The sequence below is a fragment of the Arthrobacter sp. SLBN-100 genome (assembly GCF_006715305.1).
GTDB lineage: Bacteria > Actinomycetota > Actinomycetes > Actinomycetales > Micrococcaceae > Arthrobacter.
The window spans coordinates 181274-199633 of the sequence record NZ_VFMY01000002.1; the positions used below are offsets into that span (position 1 = coordinate 181274).

General features: G+C 59.6%; 19 protein-coding genes and 1 pseudogene. 10 read left to right on the plus strand and 10 right to left on the minus strand.

Going from position 1 to position 18360, the window contains the following annotated elements; translation table 11 throughout:
• Nucleotides 1-523: 523 nt before the first annotated feature.
• Together FBY31_RS22065 and FBY31_RS22070 are read left to right on the plus strand one after the other, a co-directional pair.
• Nucleotides 524-1165 carry a plasmid pRiA4b ORF-3 family protein gene (locus FBY31_RS22065; protein ID WP_235013251.1) on the plus strand — a complete coding sequence of 214 codons (642 nt, stop codon included), beginning with the start codon at nucleotides 524-526 and terminating at the stop codon, nucleotides 1163-1165.
• Between the two features lie 220 nt (nucleotides 1166-1385).
• Entirely contained in the window at nucleotides 1386-1610 is a 225-nt protein-coding gene (locus FBY31_RS22070) for a plasmid pRiA4b ORF-3 family protein (protein ID WP_235013252.1), read from the plus strand.
• A gap of 233 nt (nucleotides 1611-1843) precedes the next feature.
• Here FBY31_RS22070 and FBY31_RS22075 read toward each other — a convergent pair whose 3' ends face one another.
• From FBY31_RS22075 to FBY31_RS22120, 10 genes are all read right to left on the minus strand, one after another.
• Nucleotides 1844-2434, minus strand: coding sequence for a recombinase family protein (locus FBY31_RS22075; RefSeq protein WP_142045922.1), 591 nt, complete (start codon nucleotides 2432-2434; stop codon nucleotides 1844-1846).
• A gap of 81 nt (nucleotides 2435-2515) precedes the next feature.
• Nucleotides 2516-3064, minus strand: coding sequence for a DUF6036 family nucleotidyltransferase (locus tag FBY31_RS22080; RefSeq protein WP_142045924.1), 549 nt, complete (start codon nucleotides 3062-3064; stop codon nucleotides 2516-2518).
• A complete protein-coding gene (locus tag FBY31_RS22085) occupies nucleotides 3061-3675 on the minus strand; it encodes a helix-turn-helix domain-containing protein (RefSeq protein WP_142045926.1) in 615 nt (204 codons plus the stop codon). The genes FBY31_RS22080 and FBY31_RS22085 overlap by 4 nt, the downstream gene beginning before the upstream one ends.
• 1083 nt (nucleotides 3676-4758) lie before the next feature.
• Nucleotides 4759-5559, minus strand: a complete 801-nt coding sequence (locus FBY31_RS22090; protein WP_142045928.1) for an ABC transporter ATP-binding protein — start codon at nucleotides 5557-5559, stop codon at nucleotides 4759-4761.
• 55 nt (nucleotides 5560-5614) lie between these two features.
• A complete protein-coding gene (locus tag FBY31_RS22095) occupies nucleotides 5615-6466 on the minus strand; it encodes an ABC transporter permease (protein ID WP_142045930.1) in 852 nt (283 codons plus the stop codon).
• Nucleotides 6463-7200, minus strand: coding sequence for an ABC transporter permease (locus FBY31_RS22100; protein ID WP_160142511.1), 738 nt, complete (start codon nucleotides 7198-7200; stop codon nucleotides 6463-6465). Before FBY31_RS22100 ends, FBY31_RS22095 begins: the two co-directional genes overlap by 4 nt.
• A gap of 132 nt (nucleotides 7201-7332) precedes the next feature.
• Complete coding sequence (locus tag FBY31_RS22105; RefSeq protein WP_160142512.1) at nucleotides 7333-8202, minus strand: ABC transporter substrate-binding protein; 870 nt, start codon at nucleotides 8200-8202, stop codon at nucleotides 7333-7335.
• A gap of 167 nt (nucleotides 8203-8369) precedes the next feature.
• A complete protein-coding gene (locus FBY31_RS22110; RefSeq protein ID WP_142045936.1) occupies nucleotides 8370-9149 on the minus strand; it encodes an SDR family NAD(P)-dependent oxidoreductase in 780 nt (259 codons plus the stop codon).
• 2 nt (nucleotides 9150-9151) lie between these two features.
• A complete protein-coding gene (locus FBY31_RS22115) occupies nucleotides 9152-10870 on the minus strand; it encodes a thiamine pyrophosphate-binding protein (protein WP_142045938.1) in 1719 nt (572 codons plus the stop codon).
• Nucleotides 10867-11856 carry a zinc-dependent alcohol dehydrogenase gene (locus FBY31_RS22120; RefSeq protein ID WP_160142513.1) on the minus strand — a complete coding sequence of 330 codons (990 nt, stop codon included), beginning with the start codon at nucleotides 11854-11856 and terminating at the stop codon, nucleotides 10867-10869. Before FBY31_RS22120 ends, FBY31_RS22115 begins: the two co-directional genes overlap by 4 nt.
• Before the next feature lie 178 nt (nucleotides 11857-12034).
• Between FBY31_RS22120 and FBY31_RS23880 the strand changes: the two genes are divergently transcribed.
• The 8 genes and pseudogenes from FBY31_RS23880 to FBY31_RS22150 all read left to right on the plus strand — a co-directional run bounded on the left by FBY31_RS23880 (nucleotide 12035) and on the right by FBY31_RS22150 (nucleotide 17895).
• On the plus strand, nucleotides 12035-12769 hold the full coding sequence (locus FBY31_RS23880) for an IclR family transcriptional regulator (RefSeq protein ID WP_442858224.1): 735 nt from the start codon (nucleotides 12035-12037) through the stop codon (nucleotides 12767-12769).
• Between the two features lie 76 nt (nucleotides 12770-12845).
• Entirely contained in the window at nucleotides 12846-13589 is a 744-nt protein-coding gene (locus FBY31_RS22130) for an IclR family transcriptional regulator (RefSeq protein WP_142045944.1), read from the plus strand.
• A gap of 116 nt (nucleotides 13590-13705) precedes the next feature.
• Nucleotides 13706-14896 (plus strand): 4-hydroxybenzoate 3-monooxygenase, encoded by a 1191-nt coding sequence (locus tag FBY31_RS22135; protein ID WP_142045945.1) that lies wholly within the window; start codon nucleotides 13706-13708, stop codon nucleotides 14894-14896.
• A 335-nt stretch (nucleotides 14897-15231) separates the two neighbouring features.
• A pseudogene (locus tag FBY31_RS22140) lies at nucleotides 15232-16422 on the plus strand (IS256 family transposase).
• Entirely contained in the window at nucleotides 16422-16847 is a 426-nt protein-coding gene (locus tag FBY31_RS23600) for an aldo/keto reductase (protein WP_268815662.1), read from the plus strand. The pseudogene FBY31_RS22140 and the gene FBY31_RS23600 overlap by 1 nt, the downstream one beginning before the upstream one ends.
• The gene (locus FBY31_RS23605; protein ID WP_268815663.1) at nucleotides 16834-17082 is read left to right on the plus strand and encodes an aldo/keto reductase; all 249 of its coding nucleotides are present in this window, start codon (nucleotides 16834-16836) and stop codon (nucleotides 17080-17082) included. The genes FBY31_RS23600 and FBY31_RS23605 overlap by 14 nt, the downstream gene beginning before the upstream one ends.
• Complete coding sequence (locus FBY31_RS23610; RefSeq protein ID WP_268815664.1) at nucleotides 17079-17339, plus strand: aldo/keto reductase; 261 nt, start codon at nucleotides 17079-17081, stop codon at nucleotides 17337-17339. Before FBY31_RS23605 ends, FBY31_RS23610 begins: the two co-directional genes overlap by 4 nt.
• 55 nt (nucleotides 17340-17394) lie before the next feature.
• Entirely contained in the window at nucleotides 17395-17895 is a 501-nt protein-coding gene (locus FBY31_RS22150; RefSeq protein WP_142045947.1) for a hypothetical protein, read from the plus strand.
• The last annotated feature ends 465 nt before the right edge of the window (nucleotides 17896-18360 follow it).

Sequence of the window (18360 nt, forward strand, 5' to 3'; positions counted from 1 at the left end):
TTACCGAGGCAGACGACAGAAGAGAGAAAAGAGACGAAACCATGCCCAGACGCCGGGTTCCTCGTAAGTACGCTCTTCAGAAGACCTTCCGGTACTGTGTGCCGGACCGGACTCCGCCCAGAAGAAACACCAGTACCCGGCAGGCCATCAACATCGATGAAATCAGTGCATCCCCCTGGATTGGTCTTCACTACAGGCACGAATTCTTGCTCCATCACAGGCACGAGTTATTGGAGCAGCATCCGAAGGATTAGCCAGATGTTTCGGATCGAGAGAGACAAGTTAAGTGCGCCAGACAAGCAGGTCAGAGGCTGCGGTAATTGCTACTGAATCGCATAGGTGTCCGGTCATTTCAAGTCGTGGCATAGTCGCTATTCCCGGCCGGAAACCGCCATTCTGCAGTCACTCCCCCGCCCATTTCAAAGAGCCGATAACCGGCCTTTCGTCAAGCTGGAGGCAGCTACCGGGGGAGAGGCCACTCTGTCTTATTGGTAGGTACGTCACACCTGTAAAAATGGGTGGCATGGACAAACTTGAAGCCGTGACCGGCGTTGGACAGGACTCGATCCTGGAGGTTCGGGTGAAGCTGGTCGACAGCGAGCCTGAGATTTGGCGTCGATTCGAGCTCCGGGGCTCGCTGGCTTTGAGTCAGGTACATCAGGTCCTGCAGGCAGCTTTTGGCTGGGAGGACGCGCACCTCCATAGGTTTGTAACCAGCGACCCGTTCGCGCCGCTGCGGCCCGTCGACGGCGAAATTCCGGAAGTCCCGCAGTGGCTTCCACAGCAGGGGTGTGAAGAACCAGGCGACAAGCCTGAGGAGGATTGCTCCCTGGATCAGCTACTCGCGCTGGGCCACGGAGAAGCGTTCTACGAATATGACTTCGGTGACAGCTGGCTTCACCGGCTCGAGCTGGTGTCCCGACGGTCCGTGGAGGAAGGCACGTCGCCGGCCCGCTTGATCGACGGCGCCCGACGGGGCCCGCTCGAGGATTCTGGAGGGTTGCCCGGTTACGAGGAGATCATGGACGCCCTGGACGACCCAGGCCATCCTGACCACGCCGAACACGCTACCTGGGTGGCCGATATGACTGGCTCCGATGAGCCTTTTGACCCTGCGTTCTTGGACATCGCTGATGTGAACCGGACGCTGGCTCAGCTGTTGTGACTTACCGGACTTCGAGAAAAAAATGCTCCGAGCGACAGCAGGAATCAGCCCCTTTTGCGGGTACTCCCCCGCCCATTTTGAAGAGCCGATAATTTGATTCTGTAAAGCTAGAGTTTCGATGGGGGGAGAGGCTCAAGTCTCCGAGCACGAGTGTGGCGCCTGAAAGAATGGGGCCTGCATGGAGAGCGCTTCTGGCGGAGGAGGCGGGAAACTAGAGTCCGTGCTGGAGGTTCGCACGGAACTGGTCGAAACCGAGCCAAAGATCTGGCGTCAGTCGGAGGTCCGCAACTCCCTGACCCTGGACCAGGTCCACCAGGCCCTGCAGGCTGCCTTTGGCTGGGATCACATGCACCTGCACCGGTTTACAGCCGATGACCCCTGCGCGCCGCTGCGGTCGGCGGTTGGTGACATTCCGGAGACTATCCAATGGCTTCGAACCTTTTGACCCCGCGTTCTTGGACACCCCGGCCTTGAACCGAATCACCCAAGTCCAAGCACTCGATTAGCGACCGAAGAGCCCTCACCGTTATGCCGCAATGCGGCATCCTTGGGGGCATCCCAGGCAGTACCAAAGCCCGCTTGGCAGCAAACAGATGCGCGTTTCTTTCATCTAGTGACCTCGCAGATCGAAGGCCGATAACCGGCGTCCAGTCAGGTGGAGTATCGCGGCTATAGGAGCTATGTGGTTGGAAGGGGTTTTGGATTTACTCCGTTTGCGAGCCGAATGTATTGGTAAACCGTTTCTCGGCTGATTCCGTAATCGCGGGCGAGGACGACTTTCGGGACTCCGCTGCCGGCGCGCTTGACCAGTTCGGCAGCCCGTTCCGGAGTGAGGGTCTTCTTGCGCCCCTTGTAGGCGCCCCGTTGCCGGGCAAGGGCAATGCCTTCGCGCTGGCGTTCTCTGATGAGGGCGCGTTCGAATTCTGCGAAGGCGCCCATGACGGAGAGCATGAGGTTGGCCATGGGCGAGTCCTCGCCGGTGAAGACCAGGTTTTCTTTGACGAACTCCACTCGCACGCCTCTGCCTGTCAGGCATTGGACCAGCGCGCGCAGGTCATCGAGGTTGCGGGCGAGCCGGTCCATGCTGTGCACGACCACGGCATCCCCGTCGCGGGCGAACCTCAGAAGCTCTGCGAGTTGTGGTCTTGCCGTGTCCCTGCCCGAGGCTTTGTCCGTGTAGACACGGTCGAGAACTTGGCCCTCGAGTTGTCGTTTCTCGTTTTGGTCTAGTGTGCTCACGCGGACGTATCCAATGCGCTGACCGACCATGGTGCCTCCCGACTCTTCGCACGTCAGATTTAGAGCTTCAGGCCTGCCCGGTAAAGCGTCAAGAGGTCGGCGGTCATGTCATCATCGAAAACTGTCCAGGGCCTCCTGGGCGACGAGAAGCAGATCGTCCCGGTCACTGAGCTGCATTGAATCCTCGCCGTACAGCTCGATCGCTACGTCGACGGCGGCTTCGGCGGTCTTGATGTTCAGCGTCCGACAGAGCACTGCAATATCCGGGATGTCCCGGTCACGGCCGGCTGCCAGCTTCATGGCCAGCAGGAACCTCGGTGATGCGACGCGCAACATGAGGTTGTCGGCGATTGCCACTTCCGCTGCCTCTGAGTCCTCGCCGTCAGGTATGTACGCCCGTGCGGCGTTGTTCAGCCACCGCGGATCAAGGCCGACGTCGGAAGCCATTTCCGTGGCGATCTCCTGCACTGTCTGCTCCGGCAAGTACACCGCGTCGATGTCTGTGGTGGAGCGTCGGGAGTCGAACTCGACAGCGATGGCGGCTCCGCCGACGAGATAGATATCAGCGGCCCCACCCCAGGCCTGAAGCCGGCGGGACAGCTCCAACAGCAGCTCTCGAATGTCGTCTGGTCCGTAGGATGCCCGGCGGCCCGGTCTCATGCCGCGGCCAGGTTGGCTGGATCGAAGACGATGTTTGCTTCGGCGAATTCAACGGGCGTCCGCTGCGCCATGCGTAGCTTCCAGGCATGGGAAGCATGCTTGCGTGGGGTCGCATACCATTTCGACTCCAAGGGCGGCGTGCTGGTCCAGTCCGGCTCTTCCATCCCGTGCTGGTGGCACTTGTACGCGAAGGTCCTGGCCAGCAGGGCATCCCACCGCTTGCGGCCCGTGGACGAAGGCCGCAGACTCAGGAATTGCCTGCGGCCGTCCGGTGTCAGATCGTCAAAGTAGTTGGCCGCCATGGAAAGCACCCGCATGGCAAAGTCCGGATCGCCGTTCCGCAGTTCCCGTCTAATTTCACGGGCCGCCGATTCCGCAGTCCAGTACAGGTCCGCTTCCGGAAGGGTCCCCGGGATGCTTAGACCGGTACCCAGTTGCGAAAGGACCTTCAGCGCGGTGCTGATGGAGACATTCCGGCCCTGTTCAAGATCAATGATGGTTGAACGGCTGACTCCTGTAGTGCGGGCCAGAGCCTCCTGGGACAGGCCGGCATGGACGCGATGGCGTTTAACCTGCTCGCCGAGTTCCCGCGCATCCTGAATCGACTTCATGTCACTGCGCCCTTCTGTCGGATATATCCATCATAGTGTGCGGATGGGTTCGTGCGAGGAGGGGGCCAAAGGCAGACCACTGCCCGGGTGACCGCTACGTATACGAGGTGTTCCGGATGGACCGTTCAGTGACTGGAACGAGGTTTGGTGAAGCAACGGCTGTGAGGGTCGCCGCCCATCCAACCCGGATAAAATAGGGCATGGCCGCCAAACACACCGATCCCCACGACGGGCGGAACCACACAGCTCAAACTCGGGACCGGCAGCAAGGCGATGGAGATCCTCGCCGCAGGGACTCCACAGCATCGCGCCGTCAAGTGGTCAACGAGGGTCTGGACTTCGTGCTATGCCACGATGCTGAACTACTGCTCCGCCTAGCGGACGCTTGACTTACTCCTCGGATAACCCTCTTGCTGATTCTCTGGGATAGTCAACAGGTTCCGGAACCCGTGCTGCCCAGGCGAGAACATCCGGGAACTGTCTGACTCTCATCACTCGAACAGCAGCCGCCGCTTTCGTCCGCCGGCGTCAGAATAGTGCGAAGTTCCATTTTATTGACAGGGCCTCATGATGTTCTCAGCTCCCACCCTTACAGTCGGAGGGACGGAAACCGGGGGTGGGGAAGCTCGAGAGCAGTCGAAAAATACTCCAAAAAATCTGGACTCGACGAAGTTCCCTTGAGGCAATGGGTGGACTGTCACATGTTGCGACTGAATCAGGCGTCGGAGAGCAAATGGAGCTCCGCTCCACAGGCCAAGTCCTCCCTTATCAGGAGGTTTTGACGTCAGGTTTGGGTGTGCCCCAACTGGACGAACTGCGCCTGTTAGCCAGACTCTCCGGACTTTCTGAGTCTAGGTCCCCGGTCACACACGTCCCCTGACTTGGAGCAGGCCCGCTCCAACAGCGGTGTTCAAAAGGCACGAATAGTTCGAAATGGTAGGCGTGCTTAGACGTGCGCCTTATGAATTAGCAACAGGATTTGCAAACACTTCGGCTCGAAGCTCGCACTGATCAGGTCGCATTCGCGCTCACCCGAAGGAACGACTGCCGCCTCAGCTGTTAAGCCGCTCGGCCTGAGGGACCTCAGCGTCGAGATTTCATTTCATCGCTGGAAGCACGGATCATTCGGGCTACCTCGCCGCGGGTGGATACGAATTCGGGACGTTCCTTCGTTGATATCTGGTCACGAGGCCACGGGAGGGCGACTGGGAGGTTCGCGATTACGCTGGCCGGGTTCGATGACAGGACGAGGACTCGGTCCGAGAGATACACGCTTTCGTCCACGTCGTGAGTGACGAACAGGATTGTCATTCCAAGATCGGTTTTGAGCTTCAGGACGAGATCTTCGAGATCTGAACGGGTTTGAGCGTCCACGGAGGCAAAGGGCTCATCCATTAGAAGAACTTCAGGCTGGTAGGCCAAAGCCCGGGCGATGGCGACGCGTTGCTGCATGCCTCCTGAAAGCTGCCACGGGTAACGGTCTGCGAATCCCTTGAGTCCCACCTGGGTCAGGCTCTTTTCCACCCTCGATTCGCGCTCCGCTTTGTCCAGCTTCAGCTCTTTGAGCGGAAACATAACGTTCTTGGCTACTGACATCCAGGGGTAGAGTGACCGGCTGTAGTCTTGGAACACGATCGCCAGTTCCTTAGGAACTGAGGTCACGACTTTACCGAGCATCTTCACCTGGCCTTCAGTCGAAGGCATAAGTCCGGACACTGCCTTAAGCAATGTCGTTTTTCCCGCTCCTGAAGGACCCACAATGGCCACAAGTTCGCCGCGGGCAATCGAAAAGTTCATATTCTTCAAGGCGACGTGCGCTGTCGGACCAGAGCCGTACGTGTGGCCGAGATCATTGACTTCTAGAAGGGCGGTCGTGTCTGTCATGACGGGTCCTTGGTTGGATTTGGGGGTGTTTCGTTGATTCGGTCGAAGCAGGGGATTAGCCATTGTTTCTTGCTCCTCTGTGCCAGCGTAGTGCGCGGTGTTCTATGAGTTGCACGATCTGGTTGAGTAGGAAGCCGAGCACGCTCAACACGATGATGCCTGACCACATGTCAACAATTCTGAAGGTGCGCTGGCCCTTGAGAATTTCAAAACCGATGCCATTTGTAGCTGCAACCATTTCTGATATCACCATCAATATGAGGGCCAGGGAGAGGCTTATCCTCAGCGCAGCGAAAATCTTGGGTAGCGCTGACGGAAGGATGATGTGTGACAGCACCCGACTGCGTCGTATGCCGTATGAGCGCGCCGTTGAGAGCTGGGTCTGATCTACTGATTGGACGCCGTCAATAGTGTTCAGCAGGATCGGCCAGACGACGGTAGAGGAGATGAAGATGATCTTCATCGAATCTCCGACCCCCAGGATCAGAAGGAAAACCGGGATCAGCGCAGTCGGCGGGAGGTTCCTGACGAAGGTCATCGGCGGCTCCACATACCGCGCGAAACGCGGCAGCAGACCGATTGCAAAACCGACCGCAATACCGACGATGACCGCGATTGCCCAGCCGGCAAGGAGCCGCTCGATGCTGGGAAGCAATTGGGTTGCGGCGTTGGGTCCGACCCAGAGCATGTACCACGGCCCGTCGAACCATCGGGAGACGGCATTTGCGATGATCCTAGAAGGCGGCGGGAAGTAGGGGAACCGCACGGCAGTAGTTACGAGTTGCCAGGCAAGGATGAAGAGCAGCACCGCAGCAATCCCGATGAGTGTTTCTGAACTTTTGAAGCTGCCGCGTTTGCGGTTGTTCGACCCGCCTTTGCGGCCAATTTTTGTAGAGATGAGCGTCATTTGTTCTTCTCCTGCATGAGATGGTGCCAGGGAAACAGCCGTCGCTCGACTAAGGCGAGCAGTCCGTTAAGTGCCAGGCCCATTAGTCCGGCTATGGTGATGCCTGCAAAAATAAGGCCGGTCTCGCCACTGACGGAACTTACCTTGAGCATCCAGGAGCCTAAACCGCCGCTGCCTCCGGCAAGGAACTCTGCGCTGATGGCGAGCACCAGGGCGATTGCCGCGGAGACACGGACTCCGGTGGCGATGAACGGTGCAGCGTGTGGGAGGGTTACCTTCCACAAGGTGCCTAGCCGGTTAACGCCGAAGCTTCGGGCAGTGTCCTTGGCCAGCGGCTCAACATCGTGCGCCCCATAGATGGCGTTGAAGAGGATAGGCCACACAGAGGCGTAGACAATGAGCGAGACCTTCATATTCAGTCCCCCGCCGTAAAGGAGAATTGCAAGCGGGATGAGCGCGACTGATGGGATAGGCCTGAGGAGCTCAACGATTCCGCGTGACGCGGCGTAAGCGATTCTCGATGATCCCATGATGATTCCCAGAGGAATTGAGATCAGCATTGCCACGGCCAAACCCACCACGGTTGCCCATGCCGTCGTGCCCACATCCCTCAGGAAGAGTGCATCCGTCAGCAGCTCAGCGCAGCGGCCGATAACCAGTGAGGGTGGCGGAAAATAGCTGTTATCAATGACATTAAAACGTATTGCTATTTCAAGAATCAGGAGGATAGCCAAAGTTCCGATTACGCCAGGCAGTGCGTGACGTAACCATCTAGGCGGACCCAGCCTGCTGCCGAGCGTGCCGCTGGGAGCAGTCGTAGTGGGTGTACTTACCATGATGATGAGGCCTTTTCTTGATCCTGCTGCCTATTCAGCAACAGCCACGTCATTGATGTTGATCGAGTTCTCGATGAACTTGTACTTTGTCATCAGATCAAAAACGCGTTGAGTTTCGGACGGCTTCTGGTTCGGGATGTACTGGATGCTGGCGGCGATGGTGTCAGCGGTTTCAGGACTAACTTTGGCCGCTGTAACAGTGAGCTCAGCAACTCGCTTCTTGTCCGCCTTAAGGTCTGCCAAGGCAAGGTTCACCGCTGCTGCGAACGACTTCACTACATCGGGGTGTTCGCTGGCGTAGGAACCTGTCGTATAGAAGTTACCGATGGGCAGGTTTTTCAGTTCCTCATAGTCATTGAAATCGAAAAGTTTAACCGCAGTTCCTGCCGCGATGGCACTCTGGGCAAAAGGCTGCACGATGTATGTAGCAGCCGTGTCCCCGCGCTGCATCACCGAGACGGCTTCAGGGAACGCCACTTCGGTGAACTTCACTGACGCTGGGTCCACGCCCTCTGCCTCCAAACCGACGTTGACACCGAGGGTACCGAGTCCTTGGAGGCCGTTTACCGACACCGTCTTGCCTTGCAGATCTTTTACAGACTTGACAGCGCTGCCTGTTGGGACGAATACCTGCTGATTGCCGGCTGACACGCTGTCGGCACCCACCGCCAGCTTCAGGTCCAGGCCTTCGGAAATGGCGAGACCGGCGGAAACGTTGTTGGTGTACACGAAGTCGATGTCGCCTGCGAGCATGGCAGGAATAGCCGCGGCGCCGCTCGGGTAAGTCTGGTACTCGATCTTTACATTGGGGAGTCCTTCTTGACTGAAGTAGTCCTTGGCGACGGCTTGGTCAACGGGGAGCTGCCCGAGGGCGACCATTCCGACTTTGACGGTCGACACAGTAGAACCCGATCCTGCCTCGGAGGAGGGGCTGTCCCCGGAGCATCCGCTCATAGTCAGGGCCAGGGCGGCCGTTGCTGTTAGGGCGGTGGCCGCCTTGAGCGGCTTGCGTGCGATTTTTGAAGTGAACATCTTTGTTACTGCCTTCCTCGTTTAGTTCTGATGAATTAGTTGATGACGCGTTCGCTGGATGTCGGATATCTCATGAGCAGACTCCCTCCGTCCGCGTAGATGGTCTGACCAGTGAGGTAGCTGGCGTCATCAGAGAGCATGAAGGCACAAACAGCTGCTACTTCCTCCGGTTCCGCCGGCCTGCCCAGAAGGATGTTCTCAACAAACGCGGTTCTGATGCGTTCGTTCGATAAGAACTTGGCTACCATCGGCGTATTGGCCAGGGCCGGGCCGAGTCCGAGAATCCTGACGCCGGATGCCGCGAACTCCATTGCCGCGACCTTGGTGAGGACGTCGACAGCGGCTTTGGAAGCACTGTACGCGGAGAGGAGTTCAGCTGGCTGCTCCACATTCGTGGACGTGAAGTTCACGATTGCACCCCCCGCCCCCTGGTCTGCGAGGAAGACTGCCTGAGCCCTGACCAGGTTGTACATTCCGAATACATTGACCGAAAACACCCGCTGAAATTCTTCTGCAGTCTGGTCACGGATCAAGGCGCTGAATCCAAGTCCTGCGGTATTTACCGCGCCGTCGAGCCTGCCGGACCATTCCACGATCTTCCCAAGAGCTCCCTCGACAGCGTCGCTGTCGGTTATGTCCGCCTGTATGGCGATGGCGGTATGGCCGAGAGCGCCCGCGGTGGCTTGGGCTGCGGCCAGGTCCCGGTCAACGACGGCAACGCGGGCGCCTTCGGAGGCAAGCCTGTTGACTGTTGCCTGGCCCATGCCGGATCCGCCGCCGACGACCATGTAAGTTTTGTTTTCGAACCGAGCCATGATCAGACCACTTCCAGGATGTCGGCATACGGTACGCGGCTGCCGCCGGCGGGGGAGACCAGCCCATCTGCTGCAGCACCGATCATTCGCTTCGTTACGGTAGCGATGTCTTGTCCGTTGGTTATCACATTGATGCACGCAGGCAGCCCTGACGCAAAGGACCTTTCAATCGCTTCGGGGAGTTGGTCCAGTGATTCGACAAGCTCGCCGTGGGCGCCGAAGCCTTCAGCGACGAGGTCATATCTTGTGTGGCGGAGCTCGGTTACCACCCGGTTTCCCGGGCCGTAGAGAAGGTCCTGGCCGTGTGAGGACATGGCCCACTGAGCGTCATTGTTGACGATTACAACAATCGGCAGTTCGTGGCGGACCATGGTGTCGAACTCGCTGATGTTGAATCCTACTGCGCCGTCTCCTGTGAAGCAGACTACTGGACGCTCCGGGTTGCCTGTTTTTGCGCCAACAGCGAGAGGAAGCCCTTCGCCCATGATGCCCAGGTACCCGTGCGCCAGCCAGCTCCCAGGCCCTGTCACTGAGGCCCGAGGGTCCATCCAGGCAGGTGTCTCCCCGCCGTCGAGAACGTAGATCGTGTCCTCCGGGACGAGCTCCGACACCACCGTGGCGAGAGCCTCCGGGCTGATGGCCCCGTTGCCGGACACTTCGGCCTGGGCGGCCTTCGGCCGCAGAGCCTGTGCCCATGTAGAAAAGTCCGGCCAGTTCACCGTTGATGCCGATTCCAGTGCGGCGCGAAGGAATTCGGATGCATCGGCTACTACTCCAAGATGTACCTGACCCAGCCGGCCGATTTCCTCCGCAAGTACGTCTACCTGGATGACGGTGGCGCTGGTTGAAATGAGAGGCGTCCGCCGACCCCCCGTGTAGATTCCCCGTCGAGCTCCGAGCAGGACTACTACGTCGGCGGGAGTTCCTGCCTTGGCGGCACCCGCAAGAGCGCTAAATCCACGACCTGACAGGGGGTGGTCGGTCGAGATCTCGCCCCTGGCTTTATTGTTTGTCAGGATTGGAACGCCGGTCGTATCGGCGAAACGAGTGAGCAAGGCTCCCGCCTGGGCATAAGCCACACCACCACCGGCGAGGATCACCGGACGCTCAGCGGATGAAAGAATCTTGAGGACCGACTCGATTGAGCTGGGGCTAGGGGCTGGCCTGGAGACGGGAAACGGTTTGAACGCCAGGCTTGGATCTTCGGAGTCGATGTGCGCAAACATGACGTCACTGGGTATATCGATGTAGACAGGACCGGGACGACCCTGTGTCGCCCAGTGGAAGGCGCGCGTTACCGTCTCGGACAAAAGCCTGATATCCGTGACCTGCCGGGACCACTTCGTAATGCCCCGCATCACCGACATTTGTTCGTATCCGCTGTTGACGGGCAACGCGTCCGCATCCATCAGCGGCGGCGCGCCCCCAATGAAGACACTCGGCACGCCGTCCGCGTATGCGTTGGTGATGGCAGTCACTAAGTTGGTGACACCGCCGCCGGCGGTGGCAAGAGCAACACCCACCTGTCCGGTGCTGCGTGCGTAGCCGGTGGCCGCAATTCCTGCTGCCTGCTCGTGGCGTGTATCGACCAGCCGTATACCGGCAGCGTCAGCGGCGGTATAGGCGGGGTCCAGGTGGCCGCCGTGAAGGGTGAACACGGTGCTGACGTCCAGCGACTGTAGGGCCCGGACGAGTACTTCCCCGCCGTTAATTCTCTTCATTGAGTGCTCCTTGTTTCTAAAGTTAGGGCGTCGCCGCTGGAAGGGGGCGCGAAATTCAGATGGACCTTCGCCGAGCCGGCAGGAGGAGTCGCGGTACCGTCCAGCAGACCAGGCCCGTCCTGAAGCGGGACCAAAGTCACCCAGTCCGTTGACATCTTTGCGGTGATCGGCAGTGCCTCTACGAAGTCCTGGTGCAAGTAGCCGAAGCTTCCAATCACGCTGCGTTCGAAGGTGACGATGGAGCGTCCATCGAATGCTGCCGTCGCGTCTGCCAAGCCGACCAGGATGAGGGTTCCTCCGGACCGAACGGCATTCAGGGCGTCCTTCCGGGTAGCTTCAAGACCGACGCATTCGAATACAACGTCATACTCTTCTTCAAGTGAAGCTGAGACTGCTGTTGCGCCGTTCTTCAACGCATGGTCGCGCTTGAGCGGGTCAACGTCAGTAACGCCGATGTTTGTAGCTCCTTTTTCTGTCGCTACTGAGAGAACGCATAGCCCGATTGCACCAGCTCCCACAATGCCCACCCGGGATCCTGGTCCAAATCCGGCACGATTCCAGGCGTGTAGGGCAGTAGCAACCGGCTCGGCAATCCCTGCCTGTTCGTCAGTGCACTCCGATGGGACTTCAATGACCTGGTTGTCCGGCACTGACACGTATTCTGCGAAACCGCCATCCATGTGGACGCCGATGATCTGCAAGGCAGTACACAGGTTCGTGACGCCAGAACGGCAGAAGGAGCAGATACCGCAAGAAACTAGCGGGTTAACCACCACACGCCGACCATCGGAGACGCGGACTCCCACGATTTCGTGGCCCATGGTCGTGTTGTCAGTTACTGCCGGGCGGCCCTTCCGGACTGCTCCTATGTCAGTTCCGCACAAGCCGGTGCGTAGAACCCGGATTTCGGTATGGCCTGGAGCTGCCGCAGGTGCAGCAACGGTACGCGGACGCACCCTGCCCTCTTCATAAACGAGCGCTTGCACAGCAACTCCGATCTGTCGCAATCACGACCTTGTGTTGTTTCTCTCAGGGAAATGCGTTATCTTTGAGAGAAACGGCTTAGATGATCGTTGCATGATGCGGGTCACATGTAAAGATGGTTGGCACCTAAGTGGTCGCGACAAAGCCGTCTGGCACAGATAAAACGGAAGGACCACGATGATGTCCCACGCAGAAGAGCCTCCCCAATTCCCTACCGGAGCGAGGTCAGGGAAAGGCCTCCCGTCGTCGCAAGCAACGGAGCGCGTTGTGGACATCCTTGAATTGTTGGCGAGCCAGTCCACCCCGGTGAGCCTTGCTGACGTTGCCGCATCGCTTGGAGTGCACCGCTCCGTTGTCTATCGCGTTTTACGTACGCTCACGGACCGCCGGCTGGTTCACAGCTCGAATGGGGGGTACAGGCTGGGAGAACTACTTTTGGTCCTGGCCAACGCCGTACCTAACGACCTACGCGATGTAGCTATCTCTGAGCTGACAAAGCTGACCGCCCACTTTGGTGTTACGTCGTTCGTCACCATTGACGATGGCGGCCGGTCCGTATGCCTCCAAACGGTGGAACCTGACCGGATGTCCCCTCATGTCACCCTCAGGCCCGGCACATGGGGTCCCATGGACGTGGGAGCGCCCGCAATCGCCATCCTCTCCGGACGCGCAGCTTCGGCGGAAGATCCTGACGAGGTGAAAGCAGCAAGAGCGCGAGGATATGCAACCAGCTCCGGGGAAAGGACAGCGGGCATTCAATGGGTAGCCAGCCCCATCGCACCTCCTGGACAGGATGCGAACGCATGCTTGGGTGTTCTCTTTCCCAAAGACACACTGAGCCTTGACGAGGTTGGCAAAACGCTACGAGCCAGCGCAACGCGTATCAGCAAATCATTGGCGGTATCCGCAAGGTGAGTTTTCAGGCTGCCCTTTATCCTGCCGGGAACAGGCTGATTGGGGAGTTGAACGAAATGAGCGAAAGCGGTGTGATGTGGCCAACTCAAAGTCCGGCGATTCGGTGGTGGATCGGATAGTTAGCCTTATTTCCGCATTTCCAGAGGGTACGAGCAGCCTACAACTGTCCGAGCTTGCTCACCGCGCTGACTTGCCATTAACCACTACACATCGCCTTGTCAGGCAGCTCGTGGGTCATGCGCTGCTGGACACCGGTCCCGGGGGTACCGTGCGGCCGGGGCTCCGCCTGTGGGAGCTCGTTAACCGCACGTCCCCTGCACTGGTGCTGCGGCAGGCGGCGATGCCGTTTATGGAGGACATCCAGCACGTCCTCAACCAGAACGTGAACCTGGCGGTCCTTGATGGCTGGGAGGCGCTTTTTGTCGAGCGGCTGTCCCGGCGGGGTTCCGTGGCCAACCGCGCCCAGGTGGCCGGGCGGATGCCCATCCACATCTCGTCGGCCGGGCTGGCTTTGATAGCGCACCAGGACAAGGCGCTCCAGGGTGAGTACCTGGACCAGTTCACGGACCCTGACGGGAAGATCAGCAGGGACGACGTCCGCACCCTGCTGGCCGAAACGGGCCGCCAAGGCTTCGCGCAGCTGAAGGGCGTGGTGGATCCGAACACCTGGGGGATCGCCGTCCCCGTGCTCAACAGGAAGCAACGCGCTGTGGCGTCGCTCGGCGTCGTGGTTCCCTTGCGCGAGATGCGCCTGCAGGCACTCGTGCCCGCGCTGCAAACTGCGGCCCGGGGCATCGCCCGGCGTCTCTCCGATTCCTGAAACACCATTCAACGGAATTGCCGTGTCAGCTCTCACCACCAGTGGCGCACACTGATTGCCAGACACACCCACCCGGCACCGCCCCTGCGGAGCCCCGCAACGAAGCGAGACATCCAATGGCAACACGCAAGACCATCACCACCCAGGTGGCCATCATGGGAGCCGGGCCCGCCGGGCTGATGCTCTCCCACCTGCTGGCAAAATCGGGCATCGAATCCACTGTCATCGAAGTCCGGAGCCACAAGGACATCTCCGAAACTGTCCGCGCCGGCATCCTGGAGCACGGAACCGTGAACATGCTGGTGGACAGCGGCGTTTCGGACCGGGTACTGCGCGACGGCGACCGGCACGACGGCATCGAACTGCGCTTCAACGGGGAGAGCCACCGCGTCGACTTCAAGGAACTGGTGGGGGAGTCCGTGTGGCTCTACCCGCAGACGGACGTGTTCCTGGACCTCGCCGCACGCAGGAAGGCCGACGGCGGCGACGTCCGCTACAGCGTCACGGACACCTCCATCCACGATCTCGAGGGAAAGCCCAGGGTCTGGTTCACCGACGCCGACGGCGTGGAGTATGAGATCCAGGCTGACTTCGTGGTGGGGGCGGACGGTTCCCGCAGCCACTGCCGGTTCCAGATCCCCGAGGCGCACCGCAAGTGGTACTTCCACGAGTACCCCTTCGCCTGGTTCGGCATCCTGGCCGAGGCCCCGCGCAGCTCCGATGAGCTGATCTACGCCAACTCGGCCAACGGATTTGCCCTGATCAGCCAGCGCACCGAGACGGTCCAGCGGATGTACTTCCAGTGCGATCCCAAGGAAAATGTGGCGGAGTGGGACGATGAGCGGATCTGGGCCGAGTTCCGCAGCCGGGTCAACGGCAACGGCTTTGAGCTCAAGGAAGGCCCGGTCATCGAAAAGATGGTCCTGCCGTTCCGCAGCTTCGTCCACACCCCCATGCGTCACGGCAACCTCTTCCTGGCCGGCGACGCCGCGCACACCGTGCCGCCCACCGGCGCCAAGGGTCTGAACCTGGCCATCCATGACGTCAAGGTCCTCTTCGAAGGGCTGGACAGCCACTACAACTCCGGCTCGGACCGCCTGCTGGAAACCTACAGCGACAACGCCCTGGAGCGGGTCTGGAAAGCCCAGCAGTTCTCCTACTGGATGACCACCATGCTGCACACCCCGGCCGACGCGGACGATTTCTCCCGCGCCCGCCAGCTCGGCGAACTGCACTCAGTGGTCTCGTCCCGGCACGGCATGGCCTACCTCGCCGAGGCCTACACCGGCTGGCCAGGCACGCGATAGGTATCCCGAAGGCGGGCACAAGAGTCGCCTGTAACTTATCCCTCCAGCAATAGCACCTCGCTTTTCACCGCGAACCGAAACGAACTGGAAGAGATCCTGTGCAGTACACCAAGCTCCGTGACCCGACCGTTTCCGCTATTGGACTGGGTTGCATGGGTATGTCTCATATCTACACCGGCCACAAGCGGGACTGTAAGAAAAACGGTGTGTGAGGGTCCGGCCTGATCCGAAAGGCGACGGCCGTGTCAGAGTTCACGACCGAGATGACAGGGGTGATGATCGATCCTGTGACGGGAGAGATCATCGATCAGGAGGAGCTTGCGGAGCGGTTGCTCATGGCAGGCCAAGGAACAGGGCGTGAGCCTCGTAGGCCCGGGCGGGCTGCTGAACCAGCTCACGAGGAATGTGCTGGAGACCGCGCTGGAAGCGGAACTGACCGAGCACCTAGGCCATGAGCATGGCCGGACGCCGATCGGAGCCAATATGCGCAACGGCACCAGGTCGAAGACCGTGCTGACCGAGATCGGCCCGGTCGAGATTGAGGTGCCCCGGGATCGGGACGGGTCTTTCGAGCCGGTGATTGTGCCAAAGCGAAAACGACGTTTGGACGGGATCGACCAGATCGTCCTCTCGCTGTCCGCCCGGGGATTGACCACGGGGGAAATCGCCGCGCACTTCGAGGAGGTCTACGGGGTCAAGGTCTCCAAAGACACCATCAGCCGCATTACGGAGAAGGTTGTTGGCGAACTCGCCGAGTGGTCTGCCCGTCCACTGGATTCGGTCTATCCGGTGCTGTTCGTGGACGCGATCGTAGTCAAGGTCCGGGACGGGCAGGTGCGCAACACCCCGTTTTATGTCGTCATGGGCGTCACCGTGAACGGGGAGCGGGAGATTCTGGGGATCTGGGCCGGTGACGGTGCCGAGGGTGCCCGGTTCTGGCTCCAGGTGTTCTCGGAGTTGAAGAACCGGGGCGTGGAAGACGTATTCATCGCTGTTTGCGATGGGCTGAAGGGTCTGCCGGAGGCGATTACGACTACGTGGGAGCGAACGGTGGTGCAGCAGTGCATCGTGCATCTGATCCGCAACAGCTTCCGCTACGCCGGCCGGCAGCACCGCGACGGGATCGTCAAGGCCCTCAAGCCGGTCTACACCGCTCCGTCCGAGCAGGCGGCGAAGGACCGGTTCGGCGAGTTCACGGCCGAGTGGGGGCAGCGATATCCGGCAATCGTGCGGCTCTGGGAGTCCTCCTGGGCGGAGTTCGTGCCGTTCCTGGAGTACGACGTGGAGATCAGGCGGGTGATCCGCACGACGAACGCGATCGAGTCGTTCAATGCCCGCTACCGACGGGCTGTCAGGGCCCGGGGGCACTTTCCAAACGAGGCCGCTGCCCTGAAATGCCTGTATTGGTCACCAGGTCTCTTGATCCGACCGGCGGCGGTCGGGCGCGAGGGGTAATGAGGTGGAAGCCTACGCTAAACGCGTTCGCGATTACCTTCGCCGGACGGTTCGAAAGAACCACTCGCTAATGAAAACCGGCCGGACCCACACACCGTTTACCGGACAGCCCCCCCACAAGCAGCCCGACCAAGATTCAATCCGTACTATCAATCGCACGCTGGAGCTGGGAGTGACCCATTTCGACAGCGCGGAGAATTACGGTCCCTACAAGAATGAAGTGCTTCTGGGTAAAGCTCTGAAGGGTCGACGTGACCAGGTCGTTATTACGTCAAAGTTCGGCATGGTTTCGCATGTGGGGAACGCTGGTCCGTTGGACAGTTCGGCAGCCAACATCCGGTCTGCGGTGGAGGGCTCCCTTAGGCGTCTTGATACCGACTACATTGACCTCTATTGCGAGCACCGCGTCGACAAAACCGTGCCCATCGAAGAGGTCATCGGTACACTGAAAGAACTCATCGCTGAAGGCAAGATCCGCCATATTGGGGCTCTCTGAAGCGGGCCCGGACACTATTCGCCGGGCGAACGCTGGTCACCCGATCACAGCGCTTCAGTCGGAATACTCCCTGTGGACACGTGACGGTGACGACGGCGCCTTAGAGCTGCTCAAAGAACTCGGCATCGGTTTCGTGGCATACTCGCCGCTCGGGCGAGGCCTCCTCACCGGGACGGTTCTATACCTTGACCAGCTGGATAAGGATGACTGGCGCCTGAGTAACCCCCGTTCATGAACGGTGCATTGGAGAAGAACCTCCTGGTGCTGGAGGAAGTGGAAGCTGTCGCTCAAGAAGCAGGAGCTACGCTTTCCCAAGTCGCGTTGGCCTGGCTGCTCAGTAAAGGCGATGACGGGTCGCCGATTCCTGGCACCATCCGTATTTCCCACTTCGAAGAAGATCTGCTCGCCGTGGACGTGAAACTCACGCCGGAACAAGTCGCGGCCCTCGACAACGTCACGCAACCTGTGGGTGACCACCACACTTCCGCCTAGATGAAGCTCTTCGACCGGGAGAATCGTCTCAAAGACCACCGTGCGAATTAGGGTCGTGACCGCGAACCCCAAGATGGTCATCATTGGTCAAAATGAAACCGAGTCTCAGATTGCTGATCGACTCATTAGGGCCGGCGCCAGTCTCATCAGAATTGATCCCGCGTCCAAGTCTCCCGCCGGAAGCCTTGAGGAAGCTGTGTCAGGTGCTGACGTGATTCTCGCCATGGATTCTTCCACGGGGCCATCAAGAATCGCGCAACGTGTTGTTTCCCTACACAGGGAGGATGCGCTCTATGCGGATCTGAACACTGGCACACCGGCAACGAAAAGGCAGCTCGCGGCACTCTTCCCGAATGGTTCTTTTGTGGATGTGGCGATCGTGCAGAAGGATCGCGTCCCGGCCGGAGGGCTGGTTATGGATGTTGCCGGGACCGGGGTCAGAAGACTGATAGAGCTGCTTGAACCCAGTGGGGATGGACCTCCGGTTTGTTTCGGAGGTTGCGGGCGAAGCAACGGCGCGGGGCCATACTTCTCGCTCTTTACTTTGTACATCTAATGCTCGGTCAAAATTCGTGGGCTTTGACGCCTGCGCTGCGTACCTTTTGCGGGTCCTCTGTGCAGGAGGCCCAAAGGCTACTTCTTCCGCGGCCAGGGAACAGCCACCGGTGCACTGGCCGGCCCTCTGAAATCGGAAAGCCGGTATCCAACTGCCTTGCCTTGAAGCAAGGTTACGGGCAAAGTTGGGTCGTCGCGTTTCGGACTGGTTGTTCGCTGTACGTTCGTCTCGTATGCAAGTCAATTTTCAGGCGAGACCTCCTACATTCATCATTCCCATGCTTGTGACTGTGACCACGCTGAATGTGGCCTCACACATGAGGAGCGTTTTAGCGGAGGTCCGAGTGGTAGCACACTTCGCCATGATGACAGCTGAAAAAAAGGCATAGGCGCTGCATATGAGGATCGTGGCGCCAGACCCGGCCCCTGATGTATGGCCATGGGTGGCCTGAGAGGGAGTTGAACA

Coding starts and splice junctions, on each gene's coding strand:
- FBY31_RS22065 (WP_235013251.1), top strand. CDS start 524: ATGGACAAACTTGAAGCCGTGACCGGCGTTGGACAGGACTCGATCCTG.
- FBY31_RS22075 (WP_142045922.1), bottom strand. CDS start 2,434: ATGGTCGGTCAGCGCATTGGATACGTCCGCGTGAGCACACTAGACCAA.
- FBY31_RS22080 (WP_142045924.1), bottom strand. CDS start 3,064: ATGAGACCGGGCCGCCGGGCATCCTACGGACCAGACGACATTCGAGAG.
- FBY31_RS22085 (WP_142045926.1), bottom strand. CDS start 3,675: ATGAAGTCGATTCAGGATGCGCGGGAACTCGGCGAGCAGGTTAAACGC.
- FBY31_RS22090 (WP_142045928.1), bottom strand. CDS start 5,559: ATGACAGACACGACCGCCCTTCTAGAAGTCAATGATCTCGGCCACACG.
- FBY31_RS22095 (WP_142045930.1), bottom strand. CDS start 6,466: ATGACGCTCATCTCTACAAAAATTGGCCGCAAAGGCGGGTCGAACAAC.
- FBY31_RS22110 (WP_142045936.1), bottom strand. CDS start 9,149: ATGGCTCGGTTCGAAAACAAAACTTACATGGTCGTCGGCGGCGGATCC.
- FBY31_RS22115 (WP_142045938.1), bottom strand. CDS start 10,870: ATGAAGAGAATTAACGGCGGGGAAGTACTCGTCCGGGCCCTACAGTCG.
- FBY31_RS23880 (WP_442858224.1), top strand. CDS start 12,035: ATGTCCCACGCAGAAGAGCCTCCCCAATTCCCTACCGGAGCGAGGTCA.
- FBY31_RS22135 (WP_142045945.1), top strand. CDS start 13,706: ATGGCAACACGCAAGACCATCACCACCCAGGTGGCCATCATGGGAGCC.
- FBY31_RS23600 (WP_268815662.1), top strand. CDS start 16,422: ATGAAAACCGGCCGGACCCACACACCGTTTACCGGACAGCCCCCCCAC.
- FBY31_RS23610 (WP_268815664.1), top strand. CDS start 17,079: ATGAACGGTGCATTGGAGAAGAACCTCCTGGTGCTGGAGGAAGTGGAA.